Below are 12,953 nucleotides of genomic sequence, written 5' to 3' on the forward strand. Positions count from 1 at the left end.
CGCGGGTGGACGAGGAGTCAGGCGAGCTGAGTTTGTCTCCGTCGGACAACCACCGGTACCTGGTGCAGCACACGACCCCGGCCCTGCGGTTCAGCGGCGGTGACGTGGCGGCCTGGCAGGAACAGCTCCGGCCCAAGCTGCGTGAGCTGCTCGGGATGCCGGAGCCTTCGGCGTTTCCCCTGCGGGCGCGGACGCTGTGGCGTAGCGAACTCGAGCTGGGCACGGTGGAGAAGGTGGTCTTCGCCGCGGAGCCGCACGCCGATGTGGTGGCGTACTTCTGTGTGCCGTACGACCGTCCTGCACCCCACCCGACGGTGATCTGCCTGCAGGGGCACAGCACCGGGATGCACGTCTCGATCGCCCGCGAGCGCGACGACGAGAGCGCGCCGTTCGAGGTCGAGGGAGACCGCGACTTCGCGCTGGGCGCCCTGCGGCACGGGTTCGCCGCCTTGTGCATCGAGCAGCGCAGCTTCGGTCTGCGACGCGAGCAGACCCAGTCGGCCGTCTCCCCGCACGGGTGTCACGACGCCGCGATGCAGGCGCTGATGCTGGGGCGGACGCTGGTGGGCGAGCGGGTGTTCGACGTGGACCGCGGCATCGACTACCTCGCCGCACGTGGTGACGTCGACCTGTCCCGGCTGGGGGTGATGGGCAACTCCGGCGGCGGCACCGCGACCATCTACGCCGCCGCGGTGCTCGATCGGGTGCGGTTCGCGATGCCGTCGTGCGCGTTCTGCACCTATGCGGACTCGATCATGAGCATCTACCACTGCGCGGACAACTACCTTCCCGGTCTGCTCCGGTGGGCCGAGGCGGCCGACGTCCTCGGGCTGTTCGCGCCCAAGCCGCTCGTCGTGGTCGCCGGCCGCGACGATGCGATCTTCCCGTTGACTGGTGTGCGCAGGGCGTACGACGACCTGCGGACGATCTACGCCGCGTCGGGAGCCGGCCAACAGTGCCGGCTGGTGATCGGTGACGGCGGACACCGGTTCTACGAGAAGCAGGCGTGGCAGGCCCTGCTGGATGTTCTCCGATGACGGCGAAGAGGGACCGGCCCAACGTGCTGGTCGTGATGAGCGACGAGCAGCGCTGGGACTCGTTCGGACATGCGGGCAACCCCGCCGCCCACACGCCTCACCTGGACGCGCTCGCCGAGCAGTCGACGATCTTCGAGGGTTGCTACACGCCGTTCCCACTGTGCTGCCCGTCGCGGGCCAGCCTGTGGACCGGACGCATGCCCCGGCACCACCACGTACTCGGCAACTGGCGGGCCGTCAACCCCGACTTGCGCGACGCCGGACTGGGGCGCGCCTTTCAGGACGCCGGCTACCACACGATGTACTGCGGCAAGTGGCACGTACCGGGGACGACGCCGGCGCGGATGGGGTTCGCCGACCAGGTGGCCATCCCCGCCGTTCTCGACGGCCGGGACCGGGGCCGCTACATCGAGCCCTACCGCGAGTACGCCACCGCGCAGGGGTTCGAGCTCGTCGAGGGCAACATCGAGAACCTCACACCCGCCGACGTGGGAACCCTGCGGACGGCACCACATCGCGGCACCGCCGAGATCCCGGTGGAGCACTTCCTGGAGACCTGGCAGACCGGGCAGTTCCTCGGCGCGCTCGGGGATGCCCCGGACGACCGGCCGTGGTTTGCGGTGTGCTCCTTCAACGCGCCGCACTTCCCGATGATCGTGCCGGCGCCGTACGACACGATCATCGACCGCGGGCGGGTCGAACTACCGCCCAGCTTCGCGACCGGGCCGGACACCAGGCCACGCGAGGTCGCGCAGTCCGGATTCGCCCGCAGGTACGCCGATCTCGACGAGGCAGGCTGGGTCGAGCTCGTCGCGCACTACCTCGGCCTCGGCGCCCTGGTGGACGCACAGGTCGGCGCCATCGTCGAGCACCTTCGGCGTACCGGCCAACTGGAGCGGACGATCGTCGTCTACACCTCCGACCACGGCGACCTTCTCGGTGCGCATCGCCTGATGGAGAAAGGACATCTCCTGCACTACGAGGAGGCCCTGCGGGTCCCGCTGATCATCCGCCATCCGGACGTGGGCGCCGCGACCTCGACCGGCAACCTGGTGTCCGTGGTCGACCTCGCGGCCACTCTGACCGAGCTGGCCGACGTCGCCCGGGACGAGGACGACGACGGGATCTCCTTCGCCGGCATGCTCGGCCGGCGGGCGGCGGCGCCCACCCGGGCGTACGTCACCGCGGAGACCGTGCTCTACGGCATGAACTCCGACGCGCGCGGTGAGTACACCGACCCGGCCGACTGGAACGCCACGACCGACGCGCTCAACGTCTCGGTCCGCACCGGGACGTCTCGTTACATCCACCGCTCCCACGACGTCGACGAACTGTACGACCACACCACCGATCCGCACGAACAGCGCAACGTCGCGGCCGACCCGGCGTACGAACCCGAACGGCTGAGGCTGCGGCGCGTGCTGGCCGAGGAGATCGAGGACGTGTTCCCGCAGGTGGCGGCCGAACTGTGTCAACCGCGGCTTGACGGCACGCCAGAGGACAGGAGACCGAGTTCACCATGACCGGACGACCCAACGTGATCGTGATCCTCGTCGACGACATGGGCTACTCCGACATCGGCTGCTACGGCGGGGAGATCCCGACGCCGAACCTCGATCGGCTGGCGGCGGGAGGCGTCCGGCTGTCACAGTTCTACAACACGGCGCGCTGCTCACCGTCCCGAGCATCCCTGCTGACCGGCCTGCATCCGCACCAGACGGGCATCGGGATCCTCACCGAGGACCAGCGCCCGTACGGCTACCCCGGAACCCTCAACGACCGGTGCGTCACTCTGGCGGAGGTGCTGGGAGCCGGCGGGTACGCCACGTACATGAGCGGCAAGTGGCACCTGTGCGGGCAGGTGGACCGGCCGCACGACGCGTGGCCTACCAGGCGCGGCTTCGACCGGTTCTTCGGCACCCTGACCGGCGCCGGCAACTACTGGAATCCCGGCACCCTGACCCGGGACGAGACGCCGGTCGAGGACCACGAACTCGAACCCGGGTTCTTCTACACGGACGCGATCGGTGCCGCGGCAGCCGACTTCGTGACGTCCCACAGCACCGGTGACGATGCCGGCCGGCCGTTCTTCCTCTACACCGCCTTCACCGCACCGCACTGGCCGCTGCACGCGCTCGAGGAGGACATCGAGGCGATGCGCGGCCGGTACGCCGAGGGCTGGGACGTGCTGCGCGAACGGCGTGCGGACCGGCTGGTCGACCTCGGCGTACTGGAAGCGGGCTGGAACCTGAGCGACCGTGACCCGGACGTGAAGCCCTGGAACGACACGGCAAACCAGAACTGGGAGCAACGCCGGATGGAGGTGTACGCGGCACAGGTGCACCGCATGGACGCGGCGGTCGGCCGCATCGTCGCCGCGCTGGAGGCCACCGGGCACCTGGACGACACGGTGCTGATGTTCCTGTCCGACAACGGCGGCTGCGCGGAGAACCTCGAGCCTGGCTGGACCGACGAGCTGGAGAACCGGCCGATCCATCTGCCCGCGCACACCCGCGCCGGCGGGCGGGTGTTCCGCGGCAACACCCCCGCGGTCGTGCCCGGGGCGGAGGACACCTACGCCAGCTACGGCACAGCGTGGGCCAACCTGTCGAACACGCCGTTCCGGGAGTACAAGCACTGGGTGCACGAGGGCGGGATCGCCACCCCGTTCATCGTGCACTGGCCGGCCGGGCGGCTCGCGCCGGGCACGGTGCGGCACGACCCGCACCAGCTACCCGACGTCATGGCCACCGTCCTGGACGTGACCGGGGTCGACCATCCCTCCGGCCGTGCCTCCGGCCGCGACGGCCGTGACGTGCTTCCGCCCGAGGGCGTCAGCATGCTCCGCACCTGGCACGGCGACGGCAGGCGGGACTCCGTGGCCGAGCCCGAGCACACGTTGTACTGGGAGCACGAGGGCAACGCCGCGGTGCGGCAGGGCCGCTGGAAGCTGGTCCGGAAGTTCGGCCAGGACTGGGAGCTGTACGACCTGGACGTCGACCGGACCGAGCTGAACGACGTCGCCGGCCGGCATCCCGGCCTGGTCGACCGGCTCGGTTCGGCCTACGCGGCGTGGGCCGGCCGATGCGGTGTCGTACCCCGGGAGCAGATCCTCGCCCGGCGTACGGCCGGTACCGCCGGTCCGGCCGGAGACTGATCGTCACGGCTCGAGGTCGGTCACACCCCTGCCGGTCGTGACGTCGAACGGCACCGAGGCCTGGTCGTGGGTGACCAGCCACTCGCCGCCGGACTTCTCGAAGCAGAACGTGCCCCGGACCCACATGCCACTGGTCGTCGTGCCGTTGCCCAACGTGCCACTGAGGCGGCCGAAGCAGTGCCCGAACGCGACGTCCTCGCCCACGGTGACCTTCAGATCGCGGACCTCGTACGCCACCTTCTCGAAGACCGTGAAAACCCGTGCCCAGTTGGCCAGCTTCGCGTCGATCCCCACGTGCTGCAGTGGTGGCTCCACGTCGAACGACACCACGTCGGTGGCGTAGATCCCCCGCAGGGCTTCGAGATCCTTGACCCCGATCGCCTCGACGACCTGGCCCATGCGCTGCCTGATCCTGGCCTCGTCCTGCTCGCGTTGCGTGGACATCGCGGTCGGCTCCTCCGCTCGGTGTGGCTGTCGGCGTTCCTCGCCGGTACGACGACACAGGACGGCCGAATGTGAGGTCCGCGTCCGCGAAGCCGGCTCGGGCCCGGCGGAAAGCCGACAGCCCGGCCGGCATGACGCAGGTGGTGGCGGGGACGTGCCCGCCACCACCGTGCCTCGAGGTTTCCTCAGCAGTGTCGTCAGCAGTACGGCGGGGCCGTACCGACGTTGGTGACGTACCGCGCGGCGACCCACTGGCCACCGCCGTCACCGGTGAGCTGGTACCAGCGGGGGTTTCCGTCGACCGACTGGCTGTCGACCTTGCAGACCAGCGCGAGGTATCCGCCGGCCGGAACCGACGACACGACAGCGTTCGCCGTGTTCGGACCGCTGCGCACGTTCAGGGCCACCGCGGCCCGTCCGTCGTACTCGTTGCCGTTACCGCAGAACCGCGGCGCGGTCCCTACGTTGGCGACATAGCGTGCGGTGACCCACCGGCCGGTGCCGAGCTTGTACCAGACGGAGTTGCCACCCACCGAAGGCCCGAAGACCTTGCACTGGAGCGTCACCGTCGCCCCGGCCCGGAGCGTGCCGACGTCGGACGCGAACGTCGTCGGTGCGCTACGGACGTTGACGGTCGCGGTGACCCTGCCCTGGTACGTCGTCGCGGCCTGAGCTCCTGGCGCCGCGGCCAGCAGGACGGTCGAAACGAGTGCCGTCGCGGCGACGGTGACGATGCCACGGACGCCGCGCCTACCCATCCGCAGCCTGATGGCCGCGGCACGGATGCGACTCCTCATCATGTGCCTCTCTTTCTCGATGACTGCCGCACTTTGGCTGGATAGACGTGCGAGTGGCGGTGTTGGTTGTACGACTCCGCGAATGAGGGATCCCAACATCGGAGTCCGCGACCGGCGGCCGGCGCTGGTCCACGGCCTCGTCAAACCGTTCCTGTGACCCGGTTGTGCCGCCACGGCCCGGGGACCGTTCCTTCGCAGTCCGCGGGCGAGCTCGCCTTCGCGTACGACCTGAAAGGAACCGAACATGCCTGGACGTCGCACCATCCAGTGGGCGGCGATGGCCGCCGCCGTCGCGCTCACCACCGGCGGGCCCGTCGCGCTCGCGTCGGCCGCCACGCACGACGGCGCTCGACCGGAGGCGCAGGTCGCGGCGCACACCTCCCACCGTGACCGGCCCGGGTCCATGACGGCCGCACAGCGGGAGGTGATCCGCGAGGCGACCGCTCGCTACCGGAACGTCGACACCGCGGTCAGGGCCGGCTACGTGCCCACCGACGTCTGCGTGGCCGACCCGACGCTCGGTGGCATGGGCTACCACTATGTCAACCCCGGCCTTGCGGCAAACCCGAACGTCGACCCGACCCGGCCCGAGATTCTGGTGTATGCCCGCGACCACGACGGCCCACTGCGCCTGGCTGCGATCGAGTACTTCAAGGCCGACGCGGATGGTGATCTCCGTACCGACGAGGACCGTCCGACGCTGTTCGGTGAGCTGTTCGACGGGCCGATGCCGGGGCACGAGCCGGGGCAGCCGGTGCACTACGACCGGCACGCCTGGGTCTGGCTTCCCAACCCTGTCGGCGAGCTCGCGCAGTACAACCCGCTCGTCACCTGCCCCGAGCCCAAGCCGTGACGGGGATCCTGCTGTAGTCCTCGCGCCCGATGGGTGGCGCACATGCAGAACGGTGGTGGCGGGCCGAGGCCCGCCACCACCGTTCTTGCCGTGCAGCCGTCAGCAGGCCGGCGGTGCCGACCCGACGTTCGTCACGTACCGGGCGGCGACCCATCGGCCGCCGCTGTTGCTACCGCCCGTGAGTTCGTACCAGAGCGGGTTGCCGTCGACCGAATCGCCGTTGACCTTGCAGACCAGGTTGTTGAGGTTCCCGCTGACCGACCCGACCTGTGGGTCCGCGGTGTCCGGGCCGCTGCGCACGACCAGGCTCGAGGTCGTGACCTGGCCTTTGTACAGGCTGCCGTTGCCGCAGAACGACGGTGACGCCGCTCCGTTGAGGTTGACGTAGTACGCGGTGACCCATTCGTCGTTGGATTCCTTGTACCACAGCGAATTGCCGTTCACGGAGCCTCCGTACACCTTGCACCTGAGCGTGAGCACGGTGTTCGCCGGGAGGGTCCTGCCGAGGGTCGCGTTCAGCGAAGGTGCGCCGCGTTCGGTGAAGGCCGCACGGAGGTAGGGCTTGCCAGGGGGCGGAACGATGATGGGCGGGGGGCAGTACCTCGGCGCCGGGCCGACGTTGGCGACGTACCGCGCCGTGACCCACTGCCGGAAGCCGAGTTTGTACCAGAGCGAGTTGCCGTCGACGTTCTGTCCGACCTGCTTGCACAGCAACGTGACGACCTGGTTCTCCTGGAGGCCGCCGACGATGACGGCTGCCGTCGTCGGTCCCCGCCGGACGTTGAGCGCGGCGAGGGTCCTGCCCTTGTAGGTCGTGTCCTCCGCGGATGGGGGACAGAAGGGCGGTGGTCCGGCCAGGTAGGCGTCCTGCCCGCCGCGGTAGTCGTGGACTGCGAAGACAGAAGGCGGGGGTACCGGCCTTGACCGGCGACGATTTCCTGCCCGCGAGACCGCGACGAACCGAGATGGCGAAGGTCCCGCAGACCTCACCGCTCGACCCGGAAGCCGCCCGGAGCAGCGCGCCGGCCTTGTGGCGTACATCCGTTCAACGAGGTTCTGCCTGTGACTTTTCAGCAGTACGGCGGTGCCGATCCGACGTTGGACACGAACCGGGCGGCGACCCAGCGGCCACCGTTGGTGGCGTTGCCACCGGTGCGCTCGTACCAGATCGAGTTACCGTCGACGTTCTGGCTGACGACCTTGCAGACCAGGTTGGTGAGGTTCCCGCTGGCCCACGCGACCCTCGGGTCCTGGGTGTTGGGACCGTTGCGTACGGCCAGGCTCGATATCGTGACGTGACCTTTGTAGAGGGTGCCGTTACCGCAGAAGGGCGGCGCCCCGTTGAGGTGCACGTAGTACGCGGTGACCCATCTGGCGTCGGCCACCTTGTACCACAGGTAGTTGCCGTGAACGGAGTCTCCCCAGACCTGGCACCGGAGTCTGATCACCGTTCCTTCCTTGAGAAGGGTGACGCCGGGGGCGTACTTCGTCGGTGCGATCCGGGCGGTGAAGTCCTTGCGCATCGTGCCGTTGATCGTGGCTGTCGTGACCGCCGTGGCGGTCCTGGCGGTCGTGACCGCCGTGGCCTTCGCCTGTGGCGCGGGCGCCAGCACCGCCGCCGAGACCGCGATCGTCGCCGCGACGGTGAGGGCGCCACGGATGCCGCGGTTTCGTCGGAGGGCTGTACCTAAGCGGCTACTCATCTTGTTCCTCTCGCTGACTGCCGCACCTTCGGCTGGCAGACGTACTGCCCCGCGGCGACAGTTGTTCGGTTGTGCACATGCAGGAATCGGGGTCAGGGGTTAACCGGCGACAATTTCCTGCCCGCGGGACTGCCCCCCGAACCGGCGGTGTCGAAGGTCCCGTGCGGACATCACCGCTGGACCCTGGATCGACCGGACCGGAGTCGGGTGACCTTGGAGTGAGCTCATGTTCCACTCGGACTCGCGCAGGGCGGTGACGCGTGATCAGCGGACACATCCTCGTCGGCCTCGACCGTTCGTCGTCGAGCAGACATGCGCTGCAGTGGGCCGTCGCGGAGGCGAACCGACTGGAGGCGGCGGTCGAGCCGATCCACGTCGAGTGCGAAGCCGACGTCGACGCGCTCCTCGCCCGGTCGCTCGACGCGGCGCTGCTGGTGCTCGGGCGGTTGCCCGAGACCGACGTACTCGACTCCTCGACGACAAGTCGCTGTCTTCGCCTGGCATCGTGCCCGGTCGCGGTCGTACCCGATGTTCTGGTGCCGGAGCAGGCCGACGTGGCCGCCGACGGGCCGCAAGGCTGGATTGACAGCCTTGGTGAACGGCCCGTACGGGAGGTGATGAGCACCGAGGTGCTGGGAGTGGACTCCGCGACGGACGTGGAGACCGCGTGGCGGATGATGCTCGGTGCCGGGTTCGCCCACCTACCGGTGATGGAGCAGGGGCGATGTGTCGGCGTCGTTCATGAGGCCGATCTCCTCTGGAGGATGCACGACTGGTCGCGTCGCGGCCGGGCGGTCCTGGTGGCCGACGTGGCCCGGATGCCGGCGCCGACCGTGTCGAAGGACCTGACCGTCGGAGAGGCCGCGGAGACGTTGCGCGGAAGTGTCGGCGACGCGGTCGTGGTGATCGACGGGGAACAGGTCGTGGGAATGCTGACCGCGCACGACCTCCACGCGGCGCTGTTGCGGCGGCCGGTGCCGTCGCGGGGACCGATCGTCGTCGGCGTCGACGGGTCGGCGGGCTCGCGGTACGCGCTGACGTGGGGACTTCGGTACGCCGGGGAAGCGAACCGTGGCGTCCTCGCGACGTCGGTCAGCCTGCTCGCCCCGCGGCCGGCGTACCGCACGGTTCCGGCACCGCGGGAAGAAGTCGCCTCCTCCGGCGGTGCGCACAAGGAGGTGCTCGACGCCGCCCTCGATCAGGCGGTGCCGTCGGAGACGCCAGTGCGTTCCATGGTGGTGTACGGGCAGCCCGGTCCCACGCTGGGTGCGCTGTCCGCCCACGCCGCCGCCCTGGTCATCGGCAGCCACGGAGCGGGCGCGTCGCCTGAGTCCCTGCTCGGTTCGGCCAGTGCGTACTGCGTCCGCAACGCGCGCTGCCCCGTGATCGTGATCCCGCCCTCGCTGGTCGCGCGGGAGTCTGCGCACCCGGCGACCTCGAGGTCCGCCCCCTTCCCGAGCTGACGAATTCCCGCCGGTGGACGCTGTGGTGGTTTGACGGACGTTTTACGAGGCGACCCTAGGTTCGCTCCCGGCAAATCCAGGGGACGGCGATGCCACCGGGCGAGGGCGGAACCAAGCATTGCCCAGGTGCCTGATCCCGGACGCGGGACAGCCGCGTGATTCGAAGCACCATCCGACTCCTCGCAAGTGCGGTGGCGGCAACACCCAGGGCTCGGTCGGATCGGACTCACCATCGTGTAGCCGCATCTCGCGGGGGGCCGCGGGAGGCATTGGGGGCGGAATGAAATCGGTCGGGAAACTCGGGTCTCAGCTGTTGGTGAGCCTCCTGATGGTCGTCAGCTTCGTGGTCCTGACGGACGGGACGGCATCGGCTCACCGGGACGGCTGCCACCGATGGCACTCGTGCCCGTCCGACAGCGGGTCCTATGTCTGCGGCGACCTCGGCTACACCAGCGAGTGCCCCAAGGAGGCTCCGGATGTGGAGGTCCCGGAGTTCGATCCGGTTCCGGAGGTCGACGACGACCCGCCTGTAGCACCCGACCTGGCGGAACCTGTTTCCGGTAAGGGCGGGAAGGTCTCGATCGCGGTCTCCGCCGAACGAGGCTCGAGCATCGTCGTCAAAGGCGAGGACGGCAGCGTCGTCGCGAGGGGAACGGGAACCGGTCGCCCCTCGAAGATCACCTTCACGGCGCCGACCGGTGAGCACACCTACACGGCGGAGGCGACCGACTCGAGCGGAAACACGAGCGAGGCGTCGAGCCCGGCAAGCATCACGGTGGACGCGGACAAGCCGGAACTCGGTCCGGTCACCGTGACCGCGGCCCGGCCCGAAAAGCTCTTCTCCCGGATCGCCTTCGCGACGGAGGTCGGTGCGAAGTGGACCGTCACGGTCGCCGGAAGCTCCCAGCGGGCGCAAGGTGTTGCCGAGGGACAGGTTCAGGCTGATCTGTGGCTTCCCAACGGGACCTATGCCGTTCAGGTTGCGGCTCGCGACGCGGTAGGGAACGTCTCGACGGCGAAGCAGAGGCTCGTCGTCTCCGTGCCTGCTCCCGCCGTGGAGATCCGTCGTACCACCGTCGACAAGGTCGTGCCGGCAGTCTTCGAGGTCGCTGGTTCGCCGAGAAGCCAGGGGACGGTGGTCGTTCCGGGTGCAGATCCTGCTCGGTTCAAGATCGGGCCGGACGGTCGGGCCGCAGTGTCGATGAAACTGGAGGACGGCAGGTACGCGCGTGCGACCGCGCAGCTCACCGACTGGCAGGGACGGAAGGCATCGGCGGCAACCGGCCCCTTCGTCATCGACACCACGCCTCCACGCCTGAGCTACAAGGTCGACCCGGAGTCGGCCAAGAAGGGCGTGCTCGCACTGAAGGTGGCGACAGAGCGGAACGCCCACGTCGAGCTCAGCGGAACTCTCGGCGGGAGCCGGCTACGCCTGAACCTCAGGCCGGACGCCGCGGGTGTCGCGAAGGTCAACCGGAGCAGTGAAGCCGGTGAGTACAAGCTGACGCTGTTCGCGGTCGATGCCGCAGGAAACTCCACGACCACACCAGTGCCGGTCAGCATCGAAGCCCCGCTCACGCTGGGCGGGATCCTGGCACTACTGGTGCTGATGGCACTGGTGCTCCTCGGGATCGTGCTGCTCTGGTCGCGCCGGGCCAGGTGGGCAGCGTGGCGCGAGAAGCGTCGGCAGGCGGCGGCTCAACGTGCCCAGCGGAGAGTGGAAGAGGCCACCCGCGAGGCCTACCGCAGAGCGCTTTCGGACTACGAAGCCGCGCGTCACTCCTACGTGGCCGAGGAGAACGCCTGGGTGCAGCGCAGAAGGCAGCTGAGCAGCCTCCTCGAGACTGCGAAGTACGAGAACGGGTCGCCCTCCAACCATGCGGTGGACAAGCTGCGCAGCGGAGAACGCGTGCTGCTGACCACCACCGTCGCCATGCTCGAGGAGCGCCGGAAGCAGGGCAGCAAGTACCTCGCGGAGACGGGCTCGGGGCGCGTGGTCGTGACGGATCGACGGGTGGTGTTCGAGGGCCAGAAGAAGCGTGAATGGGCGTTCGACAAACTCGAATACACCCACTCCGCGGGACCGAACGCCCTCCTCATGAAGGTCGCCAACCGACAGGCCCTGTCGGGGATCCGGTTCGTGTCCGACGTAGAACGCAACAGGCTTCTCCTGGAGATCGCCGTCGCCGACTTCTCCGGCCGACGTCATGAGGTGATTCGCCGCGTGGAAGGCGAGCTTGCGGCACACGACAGAACGCGTCCGCAGGAGCCGATCCGGCCCGAACCTCCCCTGACCCCCGGTCTGGAGGAGCCGAGGAACGACCGCTACTCCGAGGCCCAGGCCTTGAGGTAATGGTCGACCGGCCGCAAGCAGCCTCCGGTCAGCCTTGAGCGCCGATGTCGATCCGGGTGCGGCCGTCGGCAAGCGGGACGAACTTCCAGTCCTCGGGAAGCCTGACCTCGTACCTCTCGTCCACAACGGTGTTGTACAGCGACACGCTGCGCGGCGTGACTTCGAAGCGAAGGTCGACGTGCCGGCCGAACCGTGCCCGGCGCAGGTCGAGCGGCCCCTCGAAGGACATGCCGCACAGGTCGGCATCCCCGGTGAACTCCGCGCCCTCGAAGCTCACCGGCCCGGTCGCCGCCGCGCCCTGGAAGTCGGCCACAGAACCGAACCTCGCACCGGCGAACGACGCCCCCTCGGCGAAAACCGCCTGCCTGCACAGGAACCGCCCAGCCGGATCCTCGACCCCACACACCAGCAGGGAGAACGACGCGAACCCCGCAAACTCGCACCCGCTGAAATCCGCGTCCCCGGCCAGCGTCGCGGAGTGCAAGGCGAGCTTGCCGAACCTCCGTCCGGCGGGTGCGAAGGCCTCCAGCCACGCACCGGTCAGGTCGAGGTCGAAGGACGGGCCGGGAGCGCCGGTCGCCGGCAGCAGGTCGATGACGAGTCGCTGAGCGGTCAGCCGTACCTGCCGTTCATGTCGCTTCTGCCGCCCGTCCTCACCGACCGTCTCCGGCTCAGGGTCAACGCCGACGCCGTGCCAGGGGCGCCGCAGGTAGGCGCACAGGACGTCCAGCACCGTCTGGGTGTATTCGGGGCGGCTTCGGGCGAGACCCGCGAGTACGTGCAGCGCACCCACCCGCACCTGGTCGGCCTCACCACCGAGAAGCTCGACCGCCTTCGCGAAGCGCTCGTCACTCACCCGTTCCCGGTCGCGTTCGTCCTGCAGGAGCGCGAGTTCGAAGCGTTCACGTTCGGTCTCCTGCCGGTGCTCCTCCACCTGCCGGCGCCGGTCGTTCAGCCACAGCGCGTAGAGCGCGATGACCGAGCCGGCCGCCACCCCACCGGTGCGCAGCGCGTCGGCACGAGTGGCCGTCGCATCGGTGAGCAGCCAGCCGCTGATCGCCAGCAGCAACACGACCGCCAGCACGAACGTCCACAGCAGCGGCGACCTCCACCACGGGCGAGGATCAGTCACGACCCGGAATCTAT

11 protein-coding genes are annotated in these 12,953 nt (G+C 69.2%); 6 read left to right on the forward strand and 5 right to left on the reverse strand.

Translation table 11 applies throughout. The annotated features are described in order from the left end of the window. Window positions 1–62: 62 nt before the first annotated feature. The 3 genes from FHR37_RS27950 to FHR37_RS27960 are packed head-to-tail and all read left to right on the forward strand — an operon-like array spanning window position 63 to window position 4,194. Window positions 63–1,037 (forward strand): alpha/beta hydrolase family protein, encoded by a 975-nt coding sequence (locus FHR37_RS27950; protein WP_139239215.1) that lies wholly within the window; start codon window positions 63–65, stop codon window positions 1,035–1,037. After that, window positions 1,034–2,560 carry a sulfatase-like hydrolase/transferase gene (locus tag FHR37_RS27955; protein ID WP_092889615.1) on the forward strand — a complete coding sequence of 509 codons (1,527 nt, stop codon included), beginning with the start codon at window positions 1,034–1,036 and terminating at the stop codon, window positions 2,558–2,560. Before FHR37_RS27950 ends, FHR37_RS27955 begins: the two co-directional genes overlap by 4 nt. After that, window positions 2,557–4,194 (forward strand): arylsulfatase, encoded by a 1,638-nt coding sequence (locus FHR37_RS27960; protein WP_092889612.1) that lies wholly within the window; start codon window positions 2,557–2,559, stop codon window positions 4,192–4,194. Before FHR37_RS27955 ends, FHR37_RS27960 begins: the two co-directional genes overlap by 4 nt. Before the next feature lie 3 nt (window positions 4,195–4,197). Here the strand turns inward: FHR37_RS27960 and FHR37_RS27965 are convergent, their stop codons facing one another. Next, window positions 4,198–4,638, reverse strand: coding sequence for a YybH family protein (locus FHR37_RS27965; RefSeq protein ID WP_092889609.1), 441 nt, complete (start codon window positions 4,636–4,638; stop codon window positions 4,198–4,200). Window positions 4,639–4,835: 197 nt separating this feature from the next. Beyond that, window positions 4,836–5,438 carry an SH3 domain-containing protein gene (locus tag FHR37_RS27970; RefSeq protein ID WP_175542818.1) on the reverse strand — a complete coding sequence of 201 codons (603 nt, stop codon included), beginning with the start codon at window positions 5,436–5,438 and terminating at the stop codon, window positions 4,836–4,838. A 241-nt stretch (window positions 5,439–5,679) separates the two neighbouring features. On the opposite strand from FHR37_RS27970, the gene FHR37_RS27975 reads away from it, so the two are divergent. Continuing rightward, window positions 5,680–6,288 carry a hypothetical protein gene (locus tag FHR37_RS27975; RefSeq protein ID WP_175542817.1) on the forward strand — a complete coding sequence of 203 codons (609 nt, stop codon included), beginning with the start codon at window positions 5,680–5,682 and terminating at the stop codon, window positions 6,286–6,288. A 99-nt stretch (window positions 6,289–6,387) separates the two neighbouring features. Here FHR37_RS27975 and FHR37_RS27980 read toward each other — a convergent pair whose 3' ends face one another. Both FHR37_RS27980 and FHR37_RS27985 read right to left on the reverse strand, forming a co-directional pair. Then, a complete protein-coding gene (locus tag FHR37_RS27980) occupies window positions 6,388–7,278 on the reverse strand; it encodes an SH3 domain-containing protein (protein ID WP_175542816.1) in 891 nt (296 codons plus the stop codon). A gap of 80 nt (window positions 7,279–7,358) precedes the next feature. Continuing rightward, window positions 7,359–7,991 (reverse strand): hypothetical protein, encoded by a 633-nt coding sequence (locus tag FHR37_RS27985; RefSeq protein WP_139239211.1) that lies wholly within the window; start codon window positions 7,989–7,991, stop codon window positions 7,359–7,361. Between the two features lie 260 nt (window positions 7,992–8,251). On the opposite strand from FHR37_RS27985, the gene FHR37_RS33360 reads away from it, so the two are divergent. Beyond that, window positions 8,252–9,454, forward strand: coding sequence for a universal stress protein (locus FHR37_RS33360; RefSeq protein ID WP_092889594.1), 1,203 nt, complete (start codon window positions 8,252–8,254; stop codon window positions 9,452–9,454). 328 nt (window positions 9,455–9,782) lie between these two features. After that, complete coding sequence (locus FHR37_RS27995) at window positions 9,783–11,807, forward strand: Ig-like domain-containing protein (RefSeq protein WP_139239210.1); 2,025 nt, start codon at window positions 9,783–9,785, stop codon at window positions 11,805–11,807. A gap of 28 nt (window positions 11,808–11,835) precedes the next feature. Here FHR37_RS27995 and FHR37_RS28000 read toward each other — a convergent pair whose 3' ends face one another. Then, window positions 11,836–12,939 (reverse strand): pentapeptide repeat-containing protein, encoded by a 1,104-nt coding sequence (locus FHR37_RS28000; protein ID WP_202818392.1) that lies wholly within the window; start codon window positions 12,937–12,939, stop codon window positions 11,836–11,838. Window positions 12,940–12,953: the final 14 nt, after the last annotated feature.

Source organism: Actinopolymorpha cephalotaxi, assembly GCF_013408535.1.
Classification (GTDB): Bacteria; Actinomycetota; Actinomycetes; order Propionibacteriales; family Actinopolymorphaceae; genus Actinopolymorpha; species Actinopolymorpha cephalotaxi.

Bases quoted from the DNA above. Each gene is read 5' to 3' on its own strand.
- FHR37_RS27955 (WP_092889615.1), top strand. From the start codon at position 1,034: ATGACGGCGAAGAGGGACCGGCCCAACGTGCTGGTCGTGATGAGCGAC.
- FHR37_RS27960 (WP_092889612.1), top strand. From the start codon at position 2,557: ATGACCGGACGACCCAACGTGATCGTGATCCTCGTCGACGACATGGGC.
- FHR37_RS27965 (WP_092889609.1), bottom strand. From the start codon at position 4,638: ATGTCCACGCAACGCGAGCAGGACGAGGCCAGGATCAGGCAGCGCATG.
- FHR37_RS27970 (WP_175542818.1), bottom strand. From the start codon at position 5,438: ATGATGAGGAGTCGCATCCGTGCCGCGGCCATCAGGCTGCGGATGGGT.
- FHR37_RS27975 (WP_175542817.1), top strand. From the start codon at position 5,680: ATGCCTGGACGTCGCACCATCCAGTGGGCGGCGATGGCCGCCGCCGTC.
- FHR37_RS27985 (WP_139239211.1), bottom strand. From the start codon at position 7,991: ATGAGTAGCCGCTTAGGTACAGCCCTCCGACGAAACCGCGGCATCCGT.
- FHR37_RS27995 (WP_139239210.1), top strand. From the start codon at position 9,783: ATGGTCGTCAGCTTCGTGGTCCTGACGGACGGGACGGCATCGGCTCAC.